Here is a 25,105-nt window from a genome sequence, read left to right on the forward strand (position 1 = left end):
TCCTGTTCAGGCAACACCAAAAATTGATTCAGTCAACGGAGTATTACATGTCCAGAAGGCTTCGCAGAACCAAAATTGTTACCACGTTAGGCCCGGCTACCGATCGCGATAATAACCTCGAAAAAGTTATTGCCGCTGGTGCTAACGTTGTGCGAATGAATTTCTCGCACGGCACCCCGGAAGACCATAAATTACGTGCCGATAAGGTTCGTGAAATTGCTGCCAAACTTGGCCGTCATGTTGCGATTCTCGGTGACTTACAAGGCCCTAAAATTCGCGTTTCGACGTTTAAAGAAGGAAAAGTGTTCCTCAATATCGGGGATAAATTCCTGCTGGATGCCAATCTGGGCAAAGGCGAAGGCGATAAGGAAAAAGTCGGCATCGACTATAAAGGCTTGCCTTCCGACGTGGTGCCAGGAGACATCCTGCTGCTCGACGACGGCCGCGTGCAACTGAAGGTGCTGGAAGTCCAGGGGCTGAAAGTCTTTACCGAAGTGACCGTGGGTGGCCCACTGTCCAATAACAAAGGCATCAACAAGCTGGGTGGCGGACTGTCCGCCGAAGCGCTGACCGAAAAAGATAAAGCCGATATCGTCACTGCGGCGCAAATTGGCGTGGATTATCTGGCCGTCTCCTTCCCGCGCTGCGGCGAAGATCTGAACTATGCTCGCCGTCTGGCACGTGATGCAGGCTGTGATGCGAAAATCGTCTCCAAAGTAGAACGTGCGGAAGCCGTGGCAACCCAGGATGCAATGGATGACATTATCCTCGCCTCTGACGTAGTGATGGTTGCCCGTGGCGATCTTGGCGTTGAAATCGGCGACCCGGAACTGGTTGGCATCCAGAAAGCGCTCATCCGCCGTGCCCGTCAGTTGAACCGCGCGGTGATCACCGCGACGCAAATGATGGAGTCGATGATCACCAACCCGATGCCGACCCGCGCGGAAGTGATGGACGTGGCAAACGCCGTTCTGGATGGTACCGACGCCGTGATGCTGTCTGCGGAAACCGCTGCCGGGCAGTATCCATCAGAAACCGTCGCCGCGATGGCGCGTGTCTGCCTGGGCGCGGAGAAAATCCCGAGCATCAACGTCTCTAAACACCGCCTGGACATTGAATTCGATAACGTTGAAGAAGCGATCGCCATGTCGGCCATGTATGCCGCCAACCACACTAAAGGTGTGACGGCAATCATTACCATGACCGAATCCGGCCGCACCGCATTGATGACCTCGCGTATCAGTTCTGGCCTGCCGATCTTTGCCATGTCCCGTCACGAACGCACGCTGAACCTGACCGCCCTGTACCGTGGCGTCACGCCGGTCTATTTTGACAGCGCCAATGACGGCGTTGTCGCCGCTACCGACGCGGTTAATCTGCTGCGCGATAAAGGCTATCTGGTGTCAGGCGATCTGGTGATCGTGACCCAGGGCGACGTGATGAGCACCATTGGTACGACGAATACGACGCGTATTTTGACGGTGCAGTAAGATAATTATATGAAGGCCCGCCAGTTCTGCTGGCCGGGCGTTCCTCTCGCTCTTGCCTGTCGCCCGCATCGGCAGCAACCTTTCCAGGTACCAGACCTAACTCAGATACACTCTTACTTAATAGTTATCAAAATCAATTGAGGTGCTACGCTTCACTAAATAAACGTAGACAATAGGACAATCAAAATACCCCCATTCACCCCAACTTAGTTTTAACCACTCTAAATTAATAGCACCGCCTTTTCCATTGGCGCATACTGATAAAGATTTATTCCCCCCTGTAACCCAATAGGGTCCTGACTTACAAACCTTCCGCACTCCGGCGCATAATATCTGAACAAATTGTAATGCAGCCCCGTCTCGTCGTCAAAATACTGCCCCGGCAGACGCAGCGGCTGGTGAAAGTATGCCCCGCTGTTGCTGATATCCGCCGCATTCTCTCCAAACCCTTTGTTATACCCCGCCCACACCAGCGTCCCGTCCGCTGCCGTCACCTCCTGCGGCGTGCCCGTCACATCGGTATGGTAGTACCACACCTGCCGTCCCTCTCCCCGGCCCGTCACGCACGCCACCGGGGTGTACGGCTGCTCCGTGTCATACAGGTATGTCCGCCACCCCTGCTGCTGCACATTCTCCTGCAACAGCCTGAACCCCTCCCACACAAACGTGGTCCGGCTCCGCGCCGTCCGCCCGGTGTGGCGCTCATACGTCGCCTTGCCGGTTCGTCTGCCCAGCGCATCGTAGCGGTAGCGGGTCTCCATGTTGCTGCTGATGACCCGCGTCAGTTGCTCCTGCGCGTTCCACTCCAGCGCCTGTCCCCGCCGCGCCGTCAGTTCGCCCCACTCGTTATACCCGTAACGGTCGCGACCATAACCCGGCAGCCGGTTGTTCATCACCGCTCCCTGGTATTCGTCATCCAGCAGGTTGCCCGCCTTATCATAATACCAGTGGTCGTGGTCATGCATCTGGCCTGAGCGCCCGGTCAGGTAACCGCTTCTGTCATAGCTGTAGACCAGACTGCCCCGCAGCCCGTCGTCAATGGTGGCAACCTCGCCCTGGTTGTTCCAGTAGTAGTCCCTTGACGTCACGCAGTCACGCCGCGCCGGGGGCTGGCCGGGGTGAGAGAGGTCACTGCCGGGGCGGGAGGCGGGTGGCAGGCTGCGCTGCCAGCTTAACAGCCCGTCCCCGTTGTACCCGCTGTATGTCGCAAGCTGCCCCTGCGTGCGCATTATCTGACGGTGCAGGCTGTCACGCTCATACTCGCTCACCGTGATGCCGTCCAGCGCCGTCTCCAGCAGATGCCCGCTGCCGTAGTACAGGTGGCTGATATGCTGCCCGTCCGGCAGCGTGATACCCGTCGGGTTGCCCAGCGCATCACGCTGATAAGTGATACTCCCGCTCCCCGTATGCTCCGCCGTCAGCCAGCCGCTGCGGTCATACTCAAAACGCACCGTATCTTCCTGCATCCGGTGCTGCTGCTCCCCTGCCTCCGTTGGCGTCAGCGTGACGGCCGTTATCTGGTCAAGCCGGTTATAGCTGAACGTGCGCTGACAGTGTTCATTCTCCGTTCGCAACAGGCGGCCCAGCCTGTCGCGCTGCTGCGTTTCCCGGCGCACACCGCCCTGCGTGCCCGTAGTCTGCACCGCCGCCAGATAACCGCTGTCGTTCAGGATGAAACTGCGGCTCAGCCCGTCCGGACGCACCTCACGCACCAGCCTGCCGTCCGTATCGTGGCTGAACCGGTACTGCGCCCCGTTGCCGTTGGTCAGGGAGGCCACCCGTCCCTCCGGCGTGTACTGCCATCGCGTTTTCCGCTTTTCCTCATCCGTGTGCATCGCCAGCAGGCCGCGCGGCGTATAATCCCAGCTCTCCACGCTCCCCGTGATGCGCCGGTGGCTGCTCATCAGCCCCAGCGCATTCCAGGTATAGCGGTCCTGCTGTTTCCCCGGATGGTTCACCGTCTCCGGCAGCCCCTGCCGGTTGTAGCTAATGCGCACCGCCTTTCCTTCCGCGTCCGTCACCCGCGTCAGGTTGCCGTCCTCATCATATTCATACCCGGTGCTGCGCCCTGAACAGTCGGTATACCGGGTCATCTGCCCCCGGCTGTCGAACGCCGTCACCACCGTGCCGCCCGCCGCATCCGTCCGGCTGCTCATCAGCCCCTGCTCATCGTAAGCGTACTGCGTCACCCGACCTTCCGGGTCCGTTTCCTCCACCGGCTGGCCGTGGGCGTTGTACTGCGTTTTCCAGATGTGCCCGTCATCCAGCGCCGTGCGCGTGATTTCGTTAAACTCGCCGTTCCACTGCGTCTGCGTCACCCGCCCTTCCGGGTCTGTCACCTTCACCACCCGGTTCTGGGTATCGTATTCATACGCCACGGTACGATTACCGGGCAGTTCAGTTTGCGTGGGGAAGTGGTCCTCGTTGTACGTGAAGCGGTACATTCCACCGCCTGGCGTCCGGTGCGCGGTAATATATGTATCCCTGTCGTACCACCACTGCCATTTCTCCCCCTGCCTGCCGGTAACGGTCGTGGTGCCTGCGGCAAAATCATAGTCAAAGCGGTAATGCTCGCCGTCACTGGTGTCGTGCTCCGTCACGCGCGGAACGCCGTCGAGTTCCTGCCAGCGGTAGCGACAGGTGAACCCCGCTGCATTGCTGTGCGCTGTCATCAGCCCGTTTTCATAGGCAAACTGCCGCACCAGCGTCCCTGCCCGGTCCACAACGCCGGTCAGTTGTCCGTTATCGTCGTAGCGGTACTCCACCAGGTTACCACGGGTACCGCCCTGCACCAGTTCAATACGCGACAGCCGCTCCCCTGCCGGGGTCCGGGTGCGGTGCAGTAACAGATGATGCCCGCTACTGGACGCCATTCGCACCAGCCTGCCTTCCTCACGCCCGAAGACGATACGCTGGCGGTGCGGCGTTTCCATAAACAGCAGGTATGCCATACCGTCGCTGTCGAAATCACCAAACACGTAGTAGCTGCGGTCGGTGTAATGCAGTACATAGCGCCCGTCATGCAGGCGGCTGAGATATAACTGTTCTTCCGGGTCAAAAACCTGATGACCGGGCGTAAGCATTGCCTTCGGGTAACTCAGTTCCCGCCCCTGTACGCCAGTCAGGGTGATGTGTTCATCGTCTTCCCGCAGGCTGGTTTCCCAGTTCAGCCGCCAGCCCCGCCCCAGCAGCCCTGCCGTTTCCAGGTGGCTGGCATAGAAACGCGAACAGGTGACCGGCAGACGCCCCGGCAGGGTGAAGTCCGTTTCCGGCAGCAGAATTTTCTGCCCGGTGGTTACATCCACCGGATTGCCGAACAGCCCGCTGATGACGAAATCCGAAACCGCCATCCCCACAAACTGCCCGCCAATAAATTTTGCCGCGCATTTAGCGCCGAATTTCGTCCCCAGCTTTGCTGCCTGCCGCCATGCCCCGGCCAGGCCGCCGAGCAGCCCCGCCACCACAAACAGTACATCCACCACCTTGCGCAGCCAGTCCGGGATTTCAGAACTGATTTCCAGCACCGTCTGCGTACCACCACCGAGAAACACATTCGGCGAGCCATCTTCAATCACCGCATCGCATTCGGTATGGTCATCCTTGCGGGCGGCGGGCTGGCTGTTAATGTAAATATTTCCCGACCCCTGAGCGATACGCTTTTCTGCGGTATGGTCATCGCATTTCACCGTACTCAGTACTGCGCGCGCCGCCGGGCGGCTGTTGGTACTGACATTCTTCGAGCCGGTAAGGATCCTTCCCGCCGTGTGGTGCATCGACCGCCCGATGGCCTCACCCAGTTGCAGTACCCCGGAGGCTATCTGGTCGGCCAGGAATCCAAGAATCAGCCCGGCAAGAAAACCGCAGGTAAAGAAGGCAAAGGCAGCAAGCGCAATAATGGCGATGCCAATGATGGCACCGATAAGAAACCCGGCGAGCGCACTGGTGTGGTAGATGGGATCATCCACCCGGGCTGCTTCATACATGGTCACATCTCCGTGTGGTTGTTAGTTTTTATCCGGCTGAAAACCCGCCAGCCAGGTGCTCCAGAGCAGGTCGGTTTTGTCATCAAAAGGACGGGGACTGGTCAGGGTGAAGACCAGCACCCTGCCGGGGACGGTAATAAACCCTGCCTGGCGCTGGTAGACTTCTGTTTTCCCGGATTTGTGGGTGGCAGCGATTTGTTCTCCCGTAAGGGCATCGTTGCCTGTACCCGCCTGTGCAGGCGCTCGCGATAATACCCGGTGCTGGCCGAGATTTTTTTTCATCAGCGCAATCTGACGGTCAATATAGGCGGTCAGATCTTCATCAGGTTTGAGCGTATCGCGGGAAATGTTCAGACCGGGCGACGTGCGTTCATTGCCTTCAGGGATAAAAATATTGACGCTGCGATCCGTAAAAGTCTCTGGCAGAACAAAACTGCCTTCCTGTATGCGGTATGATTGTTCCATGTGAATGCCTTTTTATTCAGTTCCTTCGGAGGTAGGGAGAGGGGCGATATCATCGGCTGTCAGGGCTTTGCCGCCATCCGGGTTCATGTCGATGCCTTTGCCAATCAGTTGCATGACCTCGCTGGTATGCAGCATCAGTTGTTTGCCGCAAAACTCAATGGAGCCGTCCTTGTGTAAAACGAGCGCCGCATTGCCACAGCGAAGCGTGAATTGATCGCCAACATCCAGGCGATAAGTGGTGCCAATATTGATCGTCTGAGCCAGTTTTACGGAAAGACCGTCATTTTTAGTTACCGTCGTGTTCCGATCTTCGCCAATACTGTTGGTTTCATTCTTGATAATGGTTTTGGTGCGATCCACCATTACCGTATGCGTTTCATTGTTCTTCACCGTGGTATTCAGGTCTTTTTCCGCGTGAAATTTCACTTCTTCCGCGCCGGTTTTGTCATCAAAACGCAGCATATTGCCGTTTGTCGGCCCGCCATACAGCGAGTGACTGAATATCCCGCTCTGTGACGCCATCCCCGGCAGCCCCCACGGCGGCATAGTGTCCTGGTTGTAGGTGCGCCCGACGATGATCGGCAGATCCGGATCGCCGTTTTTGAAGTCCACCAGCACTTCCTGGCCGATACGCGGGATCTGGATCATCCCGAAGCCTTTGCCCGCCCACGGGTAGCTGACACGTATCCAGCAGGAGCTGTTTTCATCCCGCTTGCCGTAACGGTCCCAGCCAAACTGTACCTTTACCCGCCCGTATTGATCCGTCCAGATTTCCTGCCCCGCAGGGCCGGTGACAATGGCGCTCTGCGGGCCTTTGGTATGGGGTTTGCCTATTGTTCGCTGCGGGCGGTAGACTTCGCTGGTCGGGTGCAGTTCAAAACTGGTCGAATAAGAAAAGTGTTGCTCCTGGCCGCTGTGCTGCGCGTTGTCCTGCACAAACAGTGTGGTCTGGACCAGCAGGTATTCCTGGTTGAGTTCTGCCGTCGGATGGTTCATCAGCGTGAAGGTATACCCTGTCATCAGCGTGCGAATATTCCCCCCACCCAGTACCCGGCTGCCCGGACTGCGCTGCGCTTCCATTCGGATGCGCGTCAGCATTTCACCTTCACCCTTGTCGAAATAATCGCCCGGCCATTCATAATGCTCGTAGTTCGCGTGGCCCGTCTCACGCGGCTCTGCCACCGTATTTGCCAGCAGCGAACGCGGCTTTTTAAAGTCAAAATCATCCAGCACCCACTGCCCGGTACGCAGACTCTCGTTAGCCGTGATGGTGTGGATAAACTCCTTATCCAGCTTCAGCCCTCCCTGATGCCACTCCACCATCGGTGAGTCAGGACACGTCTTATGAACACTGATGGCGTCCGCCAGCACCAGTGTGTGGCTGTCCTCACTGTGTTCAAACCACCAGTAAATGCCCCACTCCTGCATCAGCCGCTGGAGGAAATCAAAATCGGTCTCGCCATATTGCACCTGCCAGGCGCGCACCGGGTAGTTTTCCACCAGCCGCTTTTCCACCGGGTACGGGTATTCGCCCAGCACTTCATCGAGAATGTCCACCACCGTTTTGTTCTGAAATGCCTTGTAATCACTGGTGTGGGTCAGCAGTTTCAGCCACGGCTCCATGCGCAGTTCATAGGTGACAGAGCGCCCTTCATGCCCCACCACCCGCGCCGCCGTGACCAGTCCGCTGATATGCCGTTTACCGCCACCGTCCAGTTCAATGCTGACGCACAGGTCTTTACCCACCATCGGTTTGAGCGGCAGATTGGCCGCAGGGGAGACGTAACCTATGTTCAGGCTGTCCGGCGTCTTTAACCGGACGATATAGGTAAACAGGCTGCCGAGGGCTTCCGAGCCGTTCAGACTGGCAAACAACAACATCTGTGGCGGCACGGCGCTGCCGCTGACGGTGACGTTATGCATGATGCCCTCCCGTAGCGGACGTGTTGCCCGTGGATACAAAACTCATGGTGTACTCCTTTGATACCGGATTAAAATTTAGCGCCAGGCGGCCAGAAAATGTAAGAGATGACTTTTCATTGTCCGTCTTTATAATGGAACTAGCAGGTCAGGTTTAAATCATCAGGAATGTGCCAGAACATCTCTTTTATTATTATCTGCCTGAATTCAGGATTTGTAGAATGAAAGGTGCTCTTGATGCCTATGATAAAATCCCCTATAAACTTATAAACAGGAAGAATGAAATTATCATTCAGAACCCCTTATCAATAATTTTACTGAATATTTACTACTACTTGCATATTTACTCGAAATAATTCAGCACGCTACCGCCTAAGCTTCCAGCCTATAGCCGCAGCCAGTGTATTTATTTACGAAAATAAAAAGCCACCTATTCTTAGTGCTCTTTCCATAGCATAGAATTTATCACTTTGTTATTCATACTATATACCCGAAGAACACTAAGGAATAATATAAATTATGAATCAATAATTATTGAACATACACGGCGCATATTTCACCATAGCAATATTCTATTTATTGTGGGATATATTGACACTTGTCAAATTCAGCCTGCATACAGGCCACAAATTTAAACCTGAAAGCCAGCGCTAATCCCATAAAAAAGGCCTCATCAGAGGCCCTTTTTCTATTTCTTCTTCGGATACAACTCCCGGCGTCGGTACGGTTCAGTCTCGCCAGGTTTACGCGTCTTCAGCAGTTTTAAAAGCCAGGTATATTGCTCCGGGTTTGGCTCCACCAGCTTTTCCACCTCTTCATTCATGCGCCGGGCGATAGTGCAATCGTCAGCGGTCAGCAGGTCGTCCATCGGAGGGCGAACATGGACGGTCAGACAGTGCGTTTTACTGTCATAGACCGGGAACAGCGGCACGACGCGCGCCTTACAGACTTTCATCAGACGGCCCACAGCGGGCAACGTTGCTTTATAGGTGCCAAAGAAATCGACGAATTCGCTCTGTTCCGGGCCGTGATCCTGATCGGGAAGGTAATAGCCCCAGTACCCATTGCGGATAGAGTGAATAAAGGGTTTGATGCCATCGTTACGCGGATGTAAGCGGCCACCAAAACGCAGCCGGACCTTGTTCCAGACATAATCAAAAACAGGATTCCCCTGATTATGAAACATGGCAGCGACCTGCTGCCCTTGCGAGGCCATCAGCATCGCCGGGATATCTACGCCCCAGCCGTGCGGTACCAGTAGAATGACTTTTTCATTGTTGAGACGCATCTCATCAATGATCTCCTTCCCCTGCCAAAGGATACGATCCTGAACCTTTTTTTCTTTACGCAGCGCCAGTTCAGCCATTAGCACCATCGCCTGCGGCGCGGTAGCGTACATGTCGTCAATGATAGCTTCACGCTGCTGTTCGCTCTTTTCAGGGAAGCAGTAAAGCAGGTTAATCTGCGCGCGGCGGCGGGCGCTCTTACCCAGCCTTCCTGCCAGACGTCCCAGCTTGCCTAACAGCGGATCGCGAAAGGCCGGTGGCGTCAGAGCGATACCTGCAAAGGCAAAAACGCCCAGCCAGGCTCCCCAGTAGCGCGGGTGCAGAAAGCGTTTCTCATAGGTTGGAATAAATTCACTATTGTTTTTCTTAGGTTCCATGCAAGTTCCGGTCTGAGAAGAGTGACGTCAGAAATAATGTCTTAGTGTAGCGAGGCTGTGGATGACGCACAAAAGAAAAAGCCGGTGCGCTGAGGTCACCGGCTTTATATGACTGCTTTTTAATCAAAACGCAGTTGTGGCATCACCTCTTTAACCTGCGCCAGATAATCGGTACGATCTTTGCCCGTCAGGCCCTCGGTGCGCGGCAGCTTCGCCGTCAACGGGTTAACCGCCTGCTGGTTGATCCATACTTCATAATGCAGATGAGGACCGGTAGAGCGGCCGGTATTGCCGGAAAGCGCGATACGATCGCCACGTTTTACCTTCTGACCCGGTTTTACCAGCAGTTTGCGCAGGTGCATATAGCGGGTGGTATAGGTGCGGCCATGGCGGATTGCCACATAATATCCTGCCGCCCCGCTGCGTTTTGCCACCACGACTTCACCGTCGCCGACGGCGAGAACTGGCGTCCCCTGCGGCATCGCAAAATCGACACCACGATGCGGTGCAATGCGCCCGGTCACCGGGTTCAGGCGACGCGGATTAAAGTTGGATGAAACGCGGAATTGACGTGACGTCGGGAAGCGCAGGAAGCCCTTGGCAAGCCCGGTACCGGTGCGGTCATAAAACTTACCGTCTTCTGCGCGGAAAGCGTAATAATCTTTACCATCAAGGCTCAAACGGACGCCAAGAAGCTGGCTTTGTTCGGCTTTACCGTCCAGCATTTCACGCGACATCAGAACGGCAAACTTATCGCCTTTCTTCATTTTGCGGAAATCCATCTGCCACTGCATCGCTTTTACTACCGAACTAACTTCGGCGCTACTCAGCCCCGCCTGTTTAGCGCTGGCAATAAAGCCCGAGCCGACGGTGCCTTTGAGGCTACTGTTAACCCAGTCGCCCTGCTGCAACTCGCTGCTCATTTTAAAACCGTTGGCGGTGCGATCGTAAGTACGGGTTTCGCGGCGGGACATTTCCCAGGTCAGACGTTGTAAATCGCCGTCAGCCGTCAGCGTCCAGGAAAGTTGCTGACCGATTTTTAAATTACGCAGCTCTTTATCAGAGGCGGCGAGTTGGGTGATATCCCCCATATCAATGCCGTACTGATTTAACACGCTGCTCAGGGTATCGCCGGTGGAAACCACGTATTCGTGTACGCCGGATTCGTTACCGATTTTATCGTCCAGCTCATCCTGCGGGATAGCTTCATCTTCCTGCGGTGCCTGATCGATAGGTTCACTGGCTTCGGGAAGCAGCGACCTGACCTCATTTTTCTCCAGCTCGATCACTTTAACAATCGGCGCAGATTGAGGATGGTAGACGTAGGGTCGCCAGACGGCGACCGCTAAAGTGAGAACAGTAAGCGACCCCAGCATGACGCGATGAGGTCGGGGCAGATTATTAAATGCCAGGGCGACAGAGCGGGCTATCTGTTGCACGTATTCACTTCCTCGTTAATCTCCTTTCAGGCAGCTCGCATACTGATTCGCAAGCTGGGTCAGGAACTGGCTATAGCTCTCTTTACCCAACTTGATACTGGTGCCAAGAGGATCCAGTGTTCCCATTCGAACGGAGGTTCCCCGGGCGACAGCTTCAACGACCGCTGGCCTGAACTGTGGCTCAGCAAAAACGCAGGTTGCTTTTTGCTCAACCAACTGTGTTCTGATTTCATGTAAACGCTGAGCACCGGGTTGAATTTCGGGGTTCACGGTAAAATGGCCAAGCGGGGTCAGCCCATAATGTTTTTCGTAATAGCCATAGGCGTCATGGAATACGAAATAACCTTTTCCCTTCAACGGTGCCAGCTCAGTACCCACCTGCTTATCGGTAGCGGCGAGTTGCGCCTCGAATTCCTGCAGGTTGGCGTCAAGTTTGGCTCGACTTTGCGGCATAAGTTCCACTAATTTTTCATGGATTGCAACCGCACTAGCCTGGGCGATCTCCGGGGACAACCATAGATGCATGTTATAATCCCCGTGATGGTGATGATGGTCACTATTTTCACCATCATCATGATCGTGATCGTGCTCATCGCCATCATCGTCGGACCCTTTTTGCAGCAGCGGCTTCACCTTTGCCAGATCGGCAATAGTGACTTTTTTTGCCTCCAGCGTGCCCTGAACGGATTTGGTCATAAACGCTTCCATATCCGGCCCAATCCAGACCACTAAGTCCGCGTTTTGTAAGCGTTTTACATCCGAAGGCCGCAGAGAATAGTCGTGCTCGGAGGCACCATCTGGCAGTAAAACTTGCGTGTCTGTTACACCGTCAGCGATGGCCGAGGCGATGAAACCCAGTGGTTTAATCGAAGCGACTACCGCAGCATCAGCACGATGTGCTGCGCTACCCCAAAGTGCTACTGATAAAGCAGCGAAAAGAAACGTATTTTTATGTAACATAATGCGACTTATAATCGTAATGGATAGGTGAAATGTGATATTATAACATTCATCATCTTGTGCAACCTTTAATTGAAATGACAAATCTAATCTCCCTGGAAAAGGTCTCACTCTCTTTCGGGCAGCGCCGCGTGCTGGCGGATGTCTCCCTGCAATTGAAAAGTGGGAAGATCTTAACGCTGCTTGGCCCTAACGGGGCAGGTAAGTCCACGCTGGTACGCGTCGTACTGGGGCTGGTAGCACCCGACAGTGGTGTCATCAAGCGAGACGGTAAACTGCGTATTGGCTATGTGCCACAAAAATTACACCTTGATGCGACCCTGCCGCTGACCGTCAGACGGTTTATGCGTTTGCGTCCGGGTACCCATAAGGATGATATTTTGCCTGCGCTCAAACGCGTCCAGGCAGGTCATCTTATTGATGCGGCAATGCAAAAACTATCCGGCGGTGAGACGCAGCGCGTGTTGCTGGCCCGCGCTCTGCTCAATCGCCCGCAACTGCTGGTCCTTGATGAACCGACGCAGGGCGTGGACGTCAACGGCCAGGTGGCTCTTTATGATCTTATCGATCAACTGCGACGCGAGCTGGATTGTGCCGTGTTGATGGTGTCACACGACCTGCATCTGGTGATGGCAAAAACTGATGAAGTGCTGTGCCTTAATCAGCACATTTGCTGCTCAGGAACGCCGGAAGTGGTGTCATTGCACCCGGAATTTATTTCAATGTTCGGCCAGCGCGGAGCCGAACAGCTCGGCATCTATCGCCATCATCATAATCACCGCCATGATTTACAGGGCCGTATTGTATTGCGTCGGGGAAATGGACACTCATGATTGAACTTTTACTGCCCGGCTGGCTGGCCGGAATTATGCTGGCCTGCGCCGCCGGCCCGCTGGGATCGTTTGTTGTCTGGCGTCGAATGTCCTATTTTGGCGATACGCTGGCCCACGCCTCGTTGCTTGGCGTGGCGTTTGGCCTGCTGCTGGATGTGAATCCGTTTTATGCCGTAATCGTGGTGACGCTGTTGCTGGCCGCAGGACTGGTATGGCTGGAAAAACGTCCGCATCTGGCGGTCGATACGCTGCTCGGCATTATGGCCCACAGTGCCCTTTCGCTGGGGTTAGTGGTGGTCAGTCTGATGTCGAATATCCGGGTTGATTTGATGGCTTATCTGTTTGGCGATTTGCTGGCGGTCACGCCAGAAGATCTGATCGCTATCGCTGCAGGCGTTACGGTGGTGCTGGGCATTTTGCTCTGGCAGTGGCGCAATTTACTGTCAATGACCATCAGCCCGGATCTGGCGTTTGTCGACGGTGTGAAGTTACAGCGGGTTAAGCTACTGCTGATGCTGGTAACGGCGCTGACCATTGGCGTGGCGATGAAGTTCGTCGGGGCGTTGATAATCACCTCCCTGCTGATTATCCCGGCGGCGACCGCGCGTCGTTTTGCCCGCACGCCGGAACAGATGGCCGGAGTGGCCGTTGGCGTGGGAATGATTGCCGTGACCGGCGGTTTAACCTTTTCGGCTTTCTATGATACACCCGCGGGGCCATCGGTGGTGCTGTGCGCCGCGTTGCTGTTTGTGTTTAGCATGATGAAGAAAACAGCGCAGTAACACCCCCTCTTCCCCGGTGGCGCTGCGCTTACCGGGGCTACGGTATTGTGACAGGGTTTTCCATGCCGGATAAGGCGAAGCCGCCATCCAGCATGGACGGGTAATGACCCACTCTACGGCATTTGCGGCGGCGTAATGCCGAAGTGATCCCACGCCCGCACCGTTGCCATCCGACCACGCGGCGTGCGCTGTAAAAAGCCCTGCTGGATCAAATACGGCTCCAGCACATCTTCGATAGTTTCACGCTCTTCGCCGATGGCTGCCGCCAGGTTATCCAGCCCCACCGGGCCGCCGAAGAACTTGTCCAGCACCGCCAGCAACAGCTTACGGTCCATATAGTCAAAGCCTTCCGCATCCACATTCAGCATATCCAGCGCCTGTGCGGCAATTTCCGCCGAAATGGTGCCGTCATGGCGTACTTCAGAAAAGTCGCGCACGCGTCTGAGTAGACGGTTGGCAATACGCGGCGTACCGCGCGCCCGGCGGGCCACTTCCAGCGCACCCTCCTCGCTCATCTCCAGCCCCATGAACCGCGCACTGCGACCCACGATATATTGCAGGTCCGGCACCTGATAAAACTCCAGACGCTGCACAATACCAAAGCGGTCACGCAGTGGTGATGTCAGAGAACCGGCGCGGGTGGTCGCGCCAATCAGCGTAAACGGCGGCAGATCGATTTTAATCGAGCGTGCGGCAGGCCCTTCACCGATCATGATATCAAGCTGATAATCTTCCATCGCCGGATAGAGCACTTCCTCCACCACCGGCGATAAGCGATGAATCTCATCAATAAACAGCACGTCGTGCGGTTCAAGGTTGGTTAACATTGCGGCCAGATCGCCCGCCTTCTCCAGCACCGGACCGGAAGTGGTACGCAAGTTAACGCCCATTTCGTTAGCGACAATATTTGCCAGCGTCGTTTTTCCCAGCCCCGGAGGCCCAAAAATCAGCAGGTGATCGAGCGCTTCGCTACGCAGCTTCGCCGCCTGGATAAAAATCTCCATTTGTGAACGTACCTGCGGCTGTCCGATATACTCTTCCAGCAATTTAGGTCGAATAGCGCGATCCGCAACGTCTTCAACCAGAGTATTGCCTGCTGAAATCAGGCGATCTGCTTCTATCATTGTTTACCTCATAACGCCGCGCGCAGCGCTTCGCGGATCAATGTTTCGCTGCTGGCATCCGGGCGGGCAATTTTGCTCACCATTCGGCTGGCTTCCTGAGGTTTATAACCCAGCGCCACTAGTGCAGCAACGGCTTCCTGCTCTGCATCGTCAGTCGCCGGGCTTGCCGGAGAGGTCAATACCAAATCCGCCGCCGGGGTGAACAGATCGCCGTGCAGCCCTTTAAAGCGGTCTTTCATTTCGACAATCAGGCGTTCGGCGGTTTTTTTACCAATGCCCGGCAGTTTCACCAGTGCCGCAGGATCTTCGCGCTCAACAGCATTAACAAACTGCTGCGCCGACATACCGGAGAGGATCGCCAGCGCCAGCTTCGGTCCGACGCCGTTAGTTTTGATCAGCTCTTTAAACAGGGTGCGTTCCTGTTTGTTATTAAAGCCGTACAGAAGCTGAGCATCTTCGCGCACCACGAAATGCGTAAATACAATGGCTTCTTGCCCGGCATCCGGCAACTCATAGAAGCAGGTCATCGGCATATGCACTTCATAGCCTACGCCGCCCGTCTCCAGCAGCACGATCGGGGGTTGTTTTTCAAGAATAATGCCTCTGAGTCTGCCTATCACGTGACGCTCCTGCGTTGATGGCTCACAATGTCAGCGTGTATCATACAAAAAAGGCTGGATAGATATCCAGCCGAAAAACAGGTTATTGCGATTTTTGTCCAGTTCACTCACAGCCCGAGTTTTCTGCGCCCTTTTCGGCTTCGTACATGGTAGTTAACGCATTTTATCTTCACTTTTTTTCCATCCGATTCGGCAACGTCGATGGCACTGTTGCTGGCATGCAGACGATAGTGGCCCTTACGGATAAACCGCATGGCATCTTCTGCATCGCTCGTTTCGAATAGCAGGTGAAAAGACTTATTATAAATACGATACAGTTGTGATTTTTCTGGTCCGGGAAAACGTCGCTGTTTAAATTTATGCAACAACACAATCAAAAAAATAAAGCCGAGGATAGCCCAAACCGCAATGACTCCTGGCAGGCGACTGACATTAAAAAAAATATTCTTACAGGGTTTGCCGATCTGCGGATTTTCCGGAACGACATTGACACAGATGACAGTTGCAGGAGCCTGTCGCTCCCCCTCTGCATGATAGACATAGTTTTTATTCTGACTACGCCAGGTAACGTCATAATCATAGAGCGCAGAACAGTCTTCCTTTCCTCGAAAGTGAGTACAGGTGTCAGTCATTCGGCGCTCGGCGCTGCTGACATAGCGCACGTTTGACACAATTCCATCAACAGTTGTGCTATGACGATGGTACTGGTATTCGGTGAAAACGGTATAACCCGTGAACATCAGCAACAAAATCAAAAATGTTTTTTTCAGGACACTGACGTTCATACTGACTATGCTGCTCCAGGGTTATGCTGGGGAAAATAGTTTTACACCATCATCAAAGCGTAACAATGGGTTTACAAAGATACCTTACTCAAAAAACTTTTGCTTTTCATCTTAATCCTTCAAGCATTAAATGCTCAACTGCGTTACCGACGATGTCTGCCGTTATCTGGTTAGAGCGTTTTTTATACTCATCTTTATCTATTCCGTTCCAGTCGCAACGCCTTTTAGTTCATAACCATAGCGTTAATTAATTATCCGAGAAAGGATTACTTCACTCTTTTATCCTTTTTCATTGCGGCATCTCTCGCTGCTTGTAATCAGTAGGCGTTAAGCCTGCTTTAACTCGCCATTGAAATGCATCAGACGATTCCACGGTGTTGCCGTCAATATCAATATCGACCTGGTTAGAACGGATTTTATACTCGTCTTTATCCATGCCCTCCCAGTAAGCGGGCAATTTCGATGTACCAGCCAGCAAGTTCCCTGACCACACTCCCTCACTACTTTTCAGTTCATAATCATAGCGCCAGTTAATTAACGCAAATAGTAGTTCTTCCGCGTGCTCTCTGTAAAATATATCGTCGACTACCCGAATCAAAAAACGTTTTGAACTTATTTTATAGCGATGTTTATGTGGCAAAAATTCGAATGCCTGGCTTAAAGAAAACACCTTGCTATAGTGCCCCATTGCAGGAATAGTGCGCCATCCACTCACGCCATCATAAATACCGCACAAACCGCTCAGAACAATATTGCTGGTGGTAACATAGAAATGATGATTACAGGGCATTAACCCACCGACAAACACATATGCTGGCCGAGAATTACGGTTATAAAAATCCAGTCCCGCATAAACTATACGTTCCTGTTGCCTGACATCGAGCGTAACGTTTACGCCACTTTGCTGAATTTGTTCATTATTTTCGTTGTCTGCTGGCTCGTCTAATCCATAAGGTTCAGCACTACGATACAATCCAGGAAGGAGTTCGCCGTTGTCATTGGCATGAACCTGACCATATTGATATTGAAAGCGCAGAATATCTTCACCCGCAAATACATTCAGACTAAAAGTTGTTAAAGTGAATAACATAAAGCAAACAAATAATTTCATGGAACATCCTTGCGATTATATGAATAATATGCTAATTCTTTATTTCAACAAAGGAAAGTGAATTATTTATATATTAAAAATGGAATAACACTGTGAGCATTAATTACCCCACTCAATATAAAACCGGCGATATCGTCTTTACCTCTATCGGCGCTCGCCTTTTTGGTCAGATCTCCGCTGCTTCTCAGTGCTGGAGCAACCACGTTGGGATTATCATCGGACACAATGGCGAAGATTATCTGGTTGCCGAAAGCCGGATACCGCTCTCAACCATTACCACACTGTCACGTTTTATCCGTCGCTCGACCGGCCAGCGATATGCCATTCGCCGCCTGAGCAGTGGTTTGACGGAAGAACAGCAGCAGCGCCTTGTTGAACAAGTTCCTGCCCGACTGCATAAGCTCTACCACACCGGGTTTAAATATGATTCAACGCGCCAGTTCTGCTCAAAGTTTGTGTTCGATATTTATAAAGAGGCGCTATGTATTCCAGTTGGCGAAATTGAGACGTTCGGGGAGCTGCTGCACAGTAACCCCAATGCAAAACTGGTATTCTGGAAGTTCTGGTTTTTAGGTTCAATACCATGGGAACGCAAAACCGTGACGCCAGCAAGTCTGTGGCACCATCCGAATCTGGATTTAATTTATCAGAGCCATCTGGCAGAAGAAGCGGCATAACTTTCCCCTGCCCGATATGCTTGCGCCATCGGGCAGGTTGTCGTCAGCCATCCTTCCTGAGCGGGTTCCCGTATTTATTAGCGTGCCAGTGGAATATACCCGACATCGGCAATCAATTTTTGCCCTTGTTGGTTTAAAAACCAATCAATAAGCTTCTGCGATTGCCGCGAGGGTTTTCCAGCGGTGACCATATAAACATCAATAACATAAGGATATTTTCCGTTGCGAATATTCTCTGCGGTGGGTGCGACGCCATTTACCGCCAGCAAGCGCAATTCGGGGCTATGGTGGAGCTGCGTAGCATAATAGCGGAAGGTATATCCCAGAGAATTAGCGCTGTTCTGGTAATTTGCTACGTTGCGCAGTAACCCCAACATATCATTGAAGGATTCCGTTTCCAACGGCTTACGAAGTTTATCCTTGCCCATCACCGCAGCCAACATGATAGTCTGGCTACCGGAACCCTTTGGTCGCTGATACGGATAAATACGCGCATCGTTGCCTCCGACCTCAAGCCAGTTATTCACACGCCCAGAATAGATATCGCGGATCTGTGTTTCACTCAGTTGAGTTACTGGATTATCCTTATGCGTGACAAAGACAAACGCTTCGCGGGCAACGGGATAGAAATGTAAATCAACGCCCTGCTCCTTCGCGCTGGCTTTTTGTTCAGCGGAAGGTTCAGCAACAAAAATAATATCCGCCTGACCATGTATTAAGTCATCGTAGGCAGCAGATGTCCGATCGCATCTGACATATTTTCTCACGCTGTCTACATCCAGATTATGATACAACGCTTGCACCGCCGACGCGTATACGGGATAAACAGCCGTTGCGCCATTCAGCCGCGGCCAGTGTTTTTTCAGCGAGAACTCAGGCGATATATTTAATGCCGTCAGTTTATTATCGGGGGTAAAAGGGAAATATGCACCAAACTCGAAGGATTCCGTTATTTCTCTGGCCGGATCGTTAACCACTCGCCGCTGGCTACGATCATAGGTTTGCCAGGCCAATAACCCGCTAATCGCGATCGCCAGCGCGACGATGAGCAGGACAATGCCTCGCCAACCTGCCACGCTTTCCAGCTTATTTTCCTGCCGGGAAATGATAAAACGCATTACGCTATACGCCAGAATACCGCCAGATGGGATCACCGGGGCAATCACCGCCATGGATGTTGTGGTATAAAACTCGGTAGATGAAGCCGATTCGATCAGGACAGCATAGAGTCCGAACCACCGTTGCCCGAGATAAAACACGCTACTGCCGAAGTCGCCGTCAGCGATGACAATCATTATTAACCAGACGGCAAGAAAATAGGTAGTCAGCAATAAGGCAGGAAAAAAACAAGGAATAAAACGCTCGCGTCCCTCAATAAAGCAACTACGAATACTGCCGAGCGTACCCCCTACGAACATAACGACAATCAGCGTGGCGATAAGTCCATAGAGATTGCCCGCAGTATTAAGAATAATGATAAAAATACCGAATAGTGCGGCGAATATCGGCAACACCACCGCCAGCAACACGATTTCTGCCAGCCAAAATTTTATCGATTTTATTATAGCCATTGTGAGAATCTCCCTTCCCCTTCGTTCTGGCATTTACATCAGCGCAACCTTCCCCGCGCCAGATTCAGCCGCGATTCGCTCATTTTGACAGCGTTCTGGCTAACGTGGCAGTGAGTGATGGCAATGGCCAGCGCATCCGCCGCATCCGCCTGCGGATTAGCCGGCAGTTTCAGCAGCGTGCGCACCATGTGCTGCACCTGACTTTTTTCCGCGCTGCCGATGCCAACAACGGTCTGCTTAACCTGACGCGCCGCATATTCAAACACCGGTAAATCCTGATTCACCGCCGCGACAATCGCCACCCCACGAGCCTGCCCAAGCTTCAACGCCGAGTCAGCGTTTTTGGCCATAAAGACCTGCTCAATGGCGAAAAAATCGGGCTGGAACTGGGTGATAATTTCCGACACGCCTGCGTAAATCAGCTTCAGGCGTGACGGCAAATCATCGACTTTGGTGCGAATGCATCCGCTGCCCAGATAGGTTAATTGCCTGCCTACCTGGCGGATCACGCCGTAGCCGGTAATGCGCGAGCCGGGGTCAATACCGAGAATAATCGACACGCTATGCCCTCTGCCCGCAGGCGTTTAACAGCGCCATTACAGGGTCGCCGCCACCTCATCAGAGATGTCGCCGTTGTGGTAGACTTCCTGCACGTCGTCGCAGTCTTCCAGCATGTCGATCAGGCGCAGCAGTTTCGGCGCAGTCTCGGCATCCATGTCAGCTTTGGTAGACGGGATCATGGAGACTTCTGCTTCGTCTGCTTTGAAACCTGCTGCTTCCAGCGCATCACGCACGGCACCCATCTCTTCCCAGGCGGTATAGACGTCAATGGCACCATCGTCGAAGGTGACAACATCTTCAGCACCCGCTTCCAGCGCAGCTTCCATGATGGCATCTTCATCACCAGAGGCAAAAGAGATCACGCCTTTTTTGCTGAACAGATACGCCACTGAACCATCCGTGCCCAGGTTACCGCCGGTTTTGCTGAAGGCATGACGCACTTCGGCAACGGTACGGTTACGGTTATCGGACAGGCATTCTATCATCACCGCCGTGCCGCCAGGACCGTAACCTTCATAAATGATGGTTTCCATGTTCGCGCCTTCGTCACCGCCCACGCCACGTGCGATGGCGCGGTTGAGGGTGTCACGCGTCATGTTGTTGGACAGCGCTTTATCAATCGCCGCGCGCAGACGCGGGTTAGAGCCGGCATCACCGCCGCCCAGACGGGCTGCCGTCACCAGTTCACGAATGATTTTGGTGAAAATTTTACCGCGCTTGGAATCCTGTGCCGCCTTGCGGTGTTTGGTGTTGGCCCATTTACTATGACCTGCCATAAATCTTTCTCCACGAAACCGCCTCTTCAGGCGGTATGAATAATAAATTCTTCAATTGCCTGCCGGTTACTCCACGACTTGGTTAATGCAGCCGCAGCGGGCGCATCAAGCCAGCGGTAGGTCAGATGTTCGGTAAAAACAATCTGCCTTTCGTGGGGCAGCGCAAGACAGAACCAGGATTCCGTATTGCGCTCAATACCCGGCGCATAGCGATGACGTAAATGACTAAAAATTTCAAACTCCACCGTGCGCTGACAGTCGAGTAAGGTCAGTTGCTCGGCGGCAACATCAATTGTGACCTCTTCATTTACCTCACGCACAGCGGCATGCCACGCGGTTTCTCCCTCTTCCAGGCTGCCGGTTACCGACTGCCAGAAATCAGGATCGTCGCGTCGCTGCAACATCAGCACCCGTTTCGTATCCTGGGCGTAGATCACCACAAGGACAGAAACGGGACGCTTATAGCGCATATTACTTATTCTCCGGTGACTCTTTCTTGATCACGTCGATACCCAGCTCGGTCAGCGCAGCCTGATTGGCAAAACTTGGCGCTTCGGTCATCAGACAGGCGGCAGCGGTGGTTTTCGGGAACGCGATAACGTCACGGATGTTGTCGGTGCCGGTCAGCAGCATGGTCAGTCGATCCAGACCAAACGCCAGACCCGCGTGCGGCGGCGTACCGTATTTCAGTGCATCCAGCAGGAAGCCGAATTTTTCGCGCTGCTCCTGCTCGTTAATGCCCAGAATGCCGAACACGGTTTGTTGCATATCGCCGCGGTGAATACGCACGGAACCACCGCCCACTTCATAGCCGTTGATGACCATATCATAGGCGTTCGCCACCGCGTCTTCCGGGGCGGCTTTCAGTTCGTCAGCCGTCATGTCCTTCGGCGAGGTGAACGGGTGATGCATCGCCGTCAGACCGCCTTCGCCGTCATCTTCAAACATCGGGAAGTCGATAACCCACAGCGGTGCCCATTTGCTCTCGTCGGTCAGGTTCAGATCTTTACCCAGTTTGAGACGCAGCGCACCCAGCGCGTCGGCAACCACTTTCTTATTGTCGGCACCGAAGAAAATCATATCGCCGTCTTGTGCGCCGGTACGTTCCAGAATCGCTTCAACAATGTCGGCATTCAGGAACTTGGCGACCGGGCTGTTGATACCTTCCAGACCTTTTGCGCGTTCGGTCACTTTGATATACGCCAGGCCTTTCGCACCGTAGATCTTGATGAAGTTGCCGTAGTCGTCGATCTGCTTACGGCTGAGCGTCGCACCGCCCGGCACACGCAGCGCGGCAACGCGGCCTTTGGCATCATTAGCCGGGCCGGCAAAGACGGCAAACTCGACGTTTTTCAGCAGGTCGGCGACGTCGACCAGTTCCATCGGGTTACGCAGATCCGGTTTATCAGAACCGTAACGACGTTCGGCTTCAGCAAAGGTCATCACCGGGAAGTCGCCCAGGTCCACGCCTTTTACGTCCTGCCACAGACCGCGCACCAGAGCTTCCATCACTTCACGCACCTGAGGCGCGGTCATGAAGGAGGTTTCCACGTCGATCTGAGTAAATTCCGGCTGACGATCAGCACGTAAGTCTTCATCGCGGAAGCACTTAACAATCTGATAGTAGCGGTCAAAGCCGGACATCATCAGCAGCTGTTTGAATAGCTGCGGAGACTGCGGCAGCGCGTAGAATTTACCTTTATGAACGCGCGAGGGCACCAGATAGTCGCGCGCGCCTTCCGGCGTAGCCTTGGTCAGCATCGGGGTTTCGATGTCGAGGAAACCGTGGTCGTCCATAAAGCGGCGCACCAGGCTGGTAATTCTGGCGCGGGTTTTCAGGCGCTGAGCCATCTCCGGGCGACGCAAATCCAGGTAGCGGTACTTCAGACGCGCTTCTTCGGTATTCACGTGATTGGAGTCGAGCGGCAGTGATTCTGAACGGTTGATGATGGTCAGATCGGTGGCAAAGACTTCCACTTCACCGGTCGCCATCTCTTTGTTGGTGTTTTTTTCGTCACGCGCACGCACGGTGCCCGTGATCTGAATGCAGAACTCATTACGCAGTTCAGAGGCCAGCTTGAAAGCCTCGTCACGATCCGGATCGAAGAAAACCTGAACGATGCCTTCGCGGTCGCGCATATCAATGAAGATAAGGCTGCCAAGATCACGACGACGGTTGACCCAACCACACAGAGTCACCTGCTGCCCCACGTGGGACAGTCGAAGCTGTCCGCAATATTCTGTACGCATGAGATATCCCTTAACTTAGCCGCAGGCTGGTTGTCGCCTGCCGTGCAGGCAATACTGTCGCAGCTTTAGCTGAATGTCACAACTGGATGAAAAAAGGGGGCTATTATACTGGAATTTCTGCCTCGCGATAAGTCCGATACGTACCGGAAGCGCGTTTGCTGTGCGGTTATTGCGTATTCTCACAAAAATTAACACTATTTATGATGCCGACATCGTAGGATTAACGGGTCACGTCACAAATAACGGGGAACAACATGCTGGAATTAAACGCGAAAAAAACGGCGCTGGTGGTGATTGATTTACAGGAAGGTATTCTGCCGTTCGCGGGAGGCCCTTACGCGGCTGACCAGGTGGTAGAACGCGCCGCGCGGCTGGCGGCAAAATGTCGTGAACAGGGTTCTCCGGTCGTGCTGGTGCGCGTCGGCTGGTCCGCTGATTTTGCCGAAGCGCTAAAACAACCGGTTGATGCGCAAGCGGGCGGCGGCGCGCTGCCTGACAACTGGTGGCAATACCCCGCCGCCCTCGGCAAACAGCACAGCGATATAGAAGTCACTAAACGCCAGTGGGGCGCCTTTTACGGCACCGATCTGGAGCTACAACTGCGCCGTCGCGGAATTGAGACTATTATTCTTTGTGGTATCTCCACCAATATCGGCGTGGAATCCACCGCCCGTAACGCCTGGGAGCTGGGCTTTAATCTGGTGGTGGTCGAAGATGCCTGTAGCGCCGCAAGTGCCGAACAGCACCAGGGCAGCATGAGCCATATTTTCCCGCGCATTGGCCGAGTGCGCAGCACAGAGGATGTTCTTAACGCCTTATGATTTACATTGGTCTGCCGCAGTGGTCGCACCCGAAATGGGGGCGACTGGGAATTACCAGCCTCGAAGATTATGCCCGCCATTTTAACTGCGTGGAGGGCAATACCACGCTCTACGCGCTGCCAAAAGCGGAGATCGTTCAGCGCTGGCGCGAGCAGACCCATGATGAGTTTCGCTTCTGCTTTAAATTCCCGGCCACCATCTCTCATCAGGGCGCGCTACGCCACTGCGACGATCTGACCGATGAATTTTTACATCGTATGTCGCCACTGGCAGATCGCATCGGCCAATACTGGCTTCAGCTCCCGGCAACCTTTGGCCCACAGGATCTCCCGGCGCTGTGGCATTTTCTTGATACTCTGCCTGCGGCCTTTACCTACGGCGTCGAGGTACGCCATCCGGAATTCTTTGCCAAAGGGGATGCCGAGCAGCAATTCAATCGGGGACTTCATGATCGCGGCGTCAACCGCGTGATCCTCGACAGCCGTCCGGTACACAGCGCCCTGCCCCACAGCGAAGCGGTGATTAAGGCGCAAAATATGAAGCCTAAAGTGCCGGTTCATGCGGTAGTGACCGCCAGTAACCCGATGGTCAGATTCATCGGCAGCGACGATATGGCGCAGAATCAGGCGCTTTTTGCAGGATGGCTGAAATTACTCCCGCAATGGGAAGAAACTACAACGCCGTGGCTTTTTCTGCATACCCCTGACATTGCGCATGCCCCGGAACTGGTCGATACGCTATGGCCTGCCTTACAGGCAGCACTACCCACTCTCGGCGACGCACCCGCCATCCCGCAGCAATCTTCTCTTTTCTGATGGCAGCGCCTGGCTTAGACTGTGCGGCATGCCTGCCTGAAAGGAAATATGTATGGTAAGCGCGCTGTATGCCGTACTGGGTGCGTTGTTGTTGATCAAGTTTTCGTTTGATGTTGCACGGCTGCGTATGCAGTATCGCGTTTCCTATGGTGACGGCGGATTTAGCGAACTGCAAAGCGCCATCCGCATTCAGAGTAATGCGCTGGAATACATTCCCATCGCGCTGGTGCTGCTGCTTTTCATGGAAATGAACGGCGCAGAAACGTGGATGGTTCACGTCTGCGGCCTGCTGCTGCTGGCGGGACGGTTGCTACATTATTACGGCCTGCACCAGCGGCTGGGTCGCTGGAAACGTTCCGGTCTGAGTGCCACCTGGTGCTCGCTGTTGCTAATGGTGCTGGCTAATCTCTGGTATATGCCGTGGGAGTTGGTTTTCACCCTCCATTAGCGCACAATACG

General features: G+C 53.8%; 20 protein-coding genes and 2 pseudogenes. 7 read left to right on the forward strand and 15 right to left on the reverse strand.

All coding sequences use genetic code 11. From position 1 onward, the window contains the following. Positions 1-47: 47 nt before the first annotated feature. Positions 48-1,490, forward strand: coding sequence for a pyruvate kinase (gene pyk, locus ACMGGS_RS19870; RefSeq protein WP_176918876.1), 1,443 nt, complete (start codon positions 48-50; stop codon positions 1,488-1,490). A gap of 248 nt (positions 1,491-1,738) precedes the next feature. Here the strand turns inward: pyk and ACMGGS_RS19875 are convergent. The 6 genes and pseudogenes from ACMGGS_RS19875 to znuA form a co-directional block, all read right to left on the reverse strand. Continuing rightward, positions 1,739-5,473: pseudogene (locus ACMGGS_RS19875) on the reverse strand (DUF6531 domain-containing protein); the annotation flags it as partial. Between the two features lie 21 nt (positions 5,474-5,494). Further along, the gene (locus tag ACMGGS_RS19880; protein WP_414164055.1) at positions 5,495-5,938 is read right to left on the reverse strand and encodes a DcrB-related protein; all 444 of its coding nucleotides are present in this window, start codon (positions 5,936-5,938) and stop codon (positions 5,495-5,497) included. 12 nt (positions 5,939-5,950) lie between these two features. Continuing rightward, positions 5,951-7,858: pseudogene (locus ACMGGS_RS19885) on the reverse strand (type VI secretion system Vgr family protein); the annotation flags it as partial. Between the two features lie 688 nt (positions 7,859-8,546). Then, positions 8,547-9,521, reverse strand: coding sequence for a lauroyl-Kdo(2)-lipid IV(A) myristoyltransferase (gene lpxM, locus ACMGGS_RS19890; protein ID WP_414164056.1), 975 nt, complete (start codon positions 9,519-9,521; stop codon positions 8,547-8,549). Positions 9,522-9,640: 119 nt separating this feature from the next. Beyond that, entirely contained in the window at positions 9,641-10,960 is a 1,320-nt protein-coding gene (gene mepM / locus ACMGGS_RS19895) for a murein DD-endopeptidase MepM (RefSeq protein ID WP_414164057.1), read from the reverse strand. 15 nt (positions 10,961-10,975) lie between these two features. After that, positions 10,976-11,920, reverse strand: a complete 945-nt coding sequence (gene znuA / locus ACMGGS_RS19900) for a zinc ABC transporter substrate-binding protein ZnuA (protein WP_414166321.1) — start codon at positions 11,918-11,920, stop codon at positions 10,976-10,978. Between the two features lie 77 nt (positions 11,921-11,997). On the opposite strand from znuA, the gene znuC reads away from it, so the two are divergent. After that, a complete protein-coding gene (gene znuC / locus ACMGGS_RS19905; RefSeq protein ID WP_414164058.1) occupies positions 11,998-12,753 on the forward strand; it encodes a zinc ABC transporter ATP-binding protein ZnuC in 756 nt (251 codons plus the stop codon). Then, positions 12,750-13,535 (forward strand): zinc ABC transporter permease subunit ZnuB, encoded by a 786-nt coding sequence (znuB, locus tag ACMGGS_RS19910; RefSeq protein WP_414164059.1) that lies wholly within the window; start codon positions 12,750-12,752, stop codon positions 13,533-13,535. The genes znuC and znuB overlap by 4 nt, the downstream gene beginning before the upstream one ends. Positions 13,536-13,648: 113 nt before the next feature. On the opposite strand, the gene ruvB is transcribed toward znuB, so the two are convergent. From ruvB to ACMGGS_RS19930, 4 genes are all read right to left on the reverse strand, one after another. Beyond that, positions 13,649-14,659, reverse strand: a complete 1,011-nt coding sequence (ruvB, locus tag ACMGGS_RS19915; RefSeq protein WP_176918882.1) for a Holliday junction branch migration DNA helicase RuvB — start codon at positions 14,657-14,659, stop codon at positions 13,649-13,651. 8 nt (positions 14,660-14,667) lie between these two features. After that, positions 14,668-15,279, reverse strand: coding sequence for a Holliday junction branch migration protein RuvA (gene ruvA, locus ACMGGS_RS19920; protein WP_176918883.1), 612 nt, complete (start codon positions 15,277-15,279; stop codon positions 14,668-14,670). Positions 15,280-15,386: 107 nt separating this feature from the next. Beyond that, positions 15,387-16,064 carry a hypothetical protein gene (locus ACMGGS_RS19925; RefSeq protein ID WP_414164060.1) on the reverse strand — a complete coding sequence of 226 codons (678 nt, stop codon included), beginning with the start codon at positions 16,062-16,064 and terminating at the stop codon, positions 15,387-15,389. Positions 16,065-16,353: 289 nt separating this feature from the next. Continuing rightward, positions 16,354-17,175, reverse strand: a complete 822-nt coding sequence (locus tag ACMGGS_RS19930) for a hypothetical protein (RefSeq protein ID WP_414164061.1) — start codon at positions 17,173-17,175, stop codon at positions 16,354-16,356. Positions 17,176-17,267: 92 nt separating this feature from the next. On the opposite strand from ACMGGS_RS19930, the gene ACMGGS_RS19935 reads away from it, so the two are divergent. Beyond that, complete coding sequence (locus ACMGGS_RS19935; RefSeq protein WP_414164062.1) at positions 17,268-17,852, forward strand: YebB family permuted papain-like enzyme; 585 nt, start codon at positions 17,268-17,270, stop codon at positions 17,850-17,852. Positions 17,853-17,929: 77 nt separating this feature from the next. On the opposite strand, the gene ACMGGS_RS19940 is transcribed toward ACMGGS_RS19935, so the two are convergent. The 5 genes from ACMGGS_RS19940 to aspS are packed head-to-tail and all read right to left on the reverse strand — an operon-like array spanning position 17,930 to position 23,010. Further along, positions 17,930-19,423 carry a PstS family phosphate ABC transporter substrate-binding protein gene (locus ACMGGS_RS19940; RefSeq protein ID WP_414164063.1) on the reverse strand — a complete coding sequence of 498 codons (1,494 nt, stop codon included), beginning with the start codon at positions 19,421-19,423 and terminating at the stop codon, positions 17,930-17,932. A gap of 38 nt (positions 19,424-19,461) precedes the next feature. Next, positions 19,462-19,983 (reverse strand): crossover junction endodeoxyribonuclease RuvC, encoded by a 522-nt coding sequence (gene ruvC / locus ACMGGS_RS19945; protein WP_176918888.1) that lies wholly within the window; start codon positions 19,981-19,983, stop codon positions 19,462-19,464. Between the two features lie 36 nt (positions 19,984-20,019). Then, positions 20,020-20,760 carry a YebC/PmpR family DNA-binding transcriptional regulator gene (locus ACMGGS_RS19950; RefSeq protein WP_176918889.1) on the reverse strand — a complete coding sequence of 247 codons (741 nt, stop codon included), beginning with the start codon at positions 20,758-20,760 and terminating at the stop codon, positions 20,020-20,022. Between the two features lie 26 nt (positions 20,761-20,786). After that, positions 20,787-21,230, reverse strand: a complete 444-nt coding sequence (gene nudB, locus ACMGGS_RS19955; RefSeq protein ID WP_414164064.1) for a dihydroneopterin triphosphate diphosphatase — start codon at positions 21,228-21,230, stop codon at positions 20,787-20,789. A 1-nt stretch (position 21,231) separates the two neighbouring features. After that, the gene (aspS, locus tag ACMGGS_RS19960) at positions 21,232-23,010 is read right to left on the reverse strand and encodes an aspartate--tRNA ligase (RefSeq protein ID WP_414164065.1); all 1,779 of its coding nucleotides are present in this window, start codon (positions 23,008-23,010) and stop codon (positions 21,232-21,234) included. A gap of 254 nt (positions 23,011-23,264) precedes the next feature. On the opposite strand from aspS, the gene ACMGGS_RS19965 reads away from it, so the two are divergent. From ACMGGS_RS19965 to ACMGGS_RS19975, 3 genes are read left to right on the forward strand one after another with little or no spacing between them, the layout of a single operon-like run. Continuing rightward, positions 23,265-23,831: a hydrolase gene (locus ACMGGS_RS19965; protein WP_414164066.1), complete on the forward strand. Its 567-nt coding sequence runs from the start codon at positions 23,265-23,267 to the stop codon at positions 23,829-23,831. Next, on the forward strand, positions 23,828-24,646 hold the full coding sequence (locus ACMGGS_RS19970) for a DUF72 domain-containing protein (RefSeq protein WP_414164067.1): 819 nt from the start codon (positions 23,828-23,830) through the stop codon (positions 24,644-24,646). The genes ACMGGS_RS19965 and ACMGGS_RS19970 overlap by 4 nt, the downstream gene beginning before the upstream one ends. A gap of 52 nt (positions 24,647-24,698) precedes the next feature. Further along, positions 24,699-25,094: an MAPEG family protein gene (locus ACMGGS_RS19975; RefSeq protein WP_176918893.1), complete on the forward strand. Its 396-nt coding sequence runs from the start codon at positions 24,699-24,701 to the stop codon at positions 25,092-25,094. Positions 25,095-25,105: the final 11 nt, after the last annotated feature.

Origin of the sequence: Superficieibacter sp. BNK-5 (assembly GCF_047456055.1) — a bacterium.
In the GTDB taxonomy this organism is placed as follows: domain Bacteria; phylum Pseudomonadota; class Gammaproteobacteria; order Enterobacterales; family Enterobacteriaceae; genus Superficieibacter.

What these genes read in the sequence shown, in the direction of transcription:
- pyk (WP_176918876.1), top strand. Translation starts at nt 48, where the DNA reads ATGTCCAGAAGGCTTCGCAGAACCAAAATTGTTACCACGTTAGGCCCG.
- ACMGGS_RS19880 (WP_414164055.1), bottom strand. Translation starts at nt 5,938, where the DNA reads ATGGAACAATCATACCGCATACAGGAAGGCAGTTTTGTTCTGCCAGAG.
- lpxM (WP_414164056.1), bottom strand. Translation starts at nt 9,521, where the DNA reads ATGGAACCTAAGAAAAACAATAGTGAATTTATTCCAACCTATGAGAAA.
- znuA (WP_414166321.1), bottom strand. Translation starts at nt 11,920, where the DNA reads ATGTTACATAAAAATACGTTTCTTTTCGCTGCTTTATCAGTAGCACTT.
- znuC (WP_414164058.1), top strand. Translation starts at nt 11,998, where the DNA reads ATGACAAATCTAATCTCCCTGGAAAAGGTCTCACTCTCTTTCGGGCAG.
- znuB (WP_414164059.1), top strand. Translation starts at nt 12,750, where the DNA reads ATGATTGAACTTTTACTGCCCGGCTGGCTGGCCGGAATTATGCTGGCC.
- ruvB (WP_176918882.1), bottom strand. Translation starts at nt 14,659, where the DNA reads ATGATAGAAGCAGATCGCCTGATTTCAGCAGGCAATACTCTGGTTGAA.
- ACMGGS_RS19925 (WP_414164060.1), bottom strand. Translation starts at nt 16,064, where the DNA reads ATGAACGTCAGTGTCCTGAAAAAAACATTTTTGATTTTGTTGCTGATG.
- ACMGGS_RS19930 (WP_414164061.1), bottom strand. Translation starts at nt 17,175, where the DNA reads ATGAAATTATTTGTTTGCTTTATGTTATTCACTTTAACAACTTTTAGT.
- ACMGGS_RS19940 (WP_414164063.1), bottom strand. Translation starts at nt 19,423, where the DNA reads ATGGCTATAATAAAATCGATAAAATTTTGGCTGGCAGAAATCGTGTTG.
- ACMGGS_RS19950 (WP_176918889.1), bottom strand. Translation starts at nt 20,760, where the DNA reads ATGGCAGGTCATAGTAAATGGGCCAACACCAAACACCGCAAGGCGGCA.
- nudB (WP_414164064.1), bottom strand. Translation starts at nt 21,230, where the DNA reads ATGCGCTATAAGCGTCCCGTTTCTGTCCTTGTGGTGATCTACGCCCAG.
- aspS (WP_414164065.1), bottom strand. Translation starts at nt 23,010, where the DNA reads ATGCGTACAGAATATTGCGGACAGCTTCGACTGTCCCACGTGGGGCAG.
- ACMGGS_RS19965 (WP_414164066.1), top strand. Translation starts at nt 23,265, where the DNA reads ATGCTGGAATTAAACGCGAAAAAAACGGCGCTGGTGGTGATTGATTTA.
- ACMGGS_RS19970 (WP_414164067.1), top strand. Translation starts at nt 23,828, where the DNA reads ATGATTTACATTGGTCTGCCGCAGTGGTCGCACCCGAAATGGGGGCGA.
- ACMGGS_RS19975 (WP_176918893.1), top strand. Translation starts at nt 24,699, where the DNA reads ATGGTAAGCGCGCTGTATGCCGTACTGGGTGCGTTGTTGTTGATCAAG.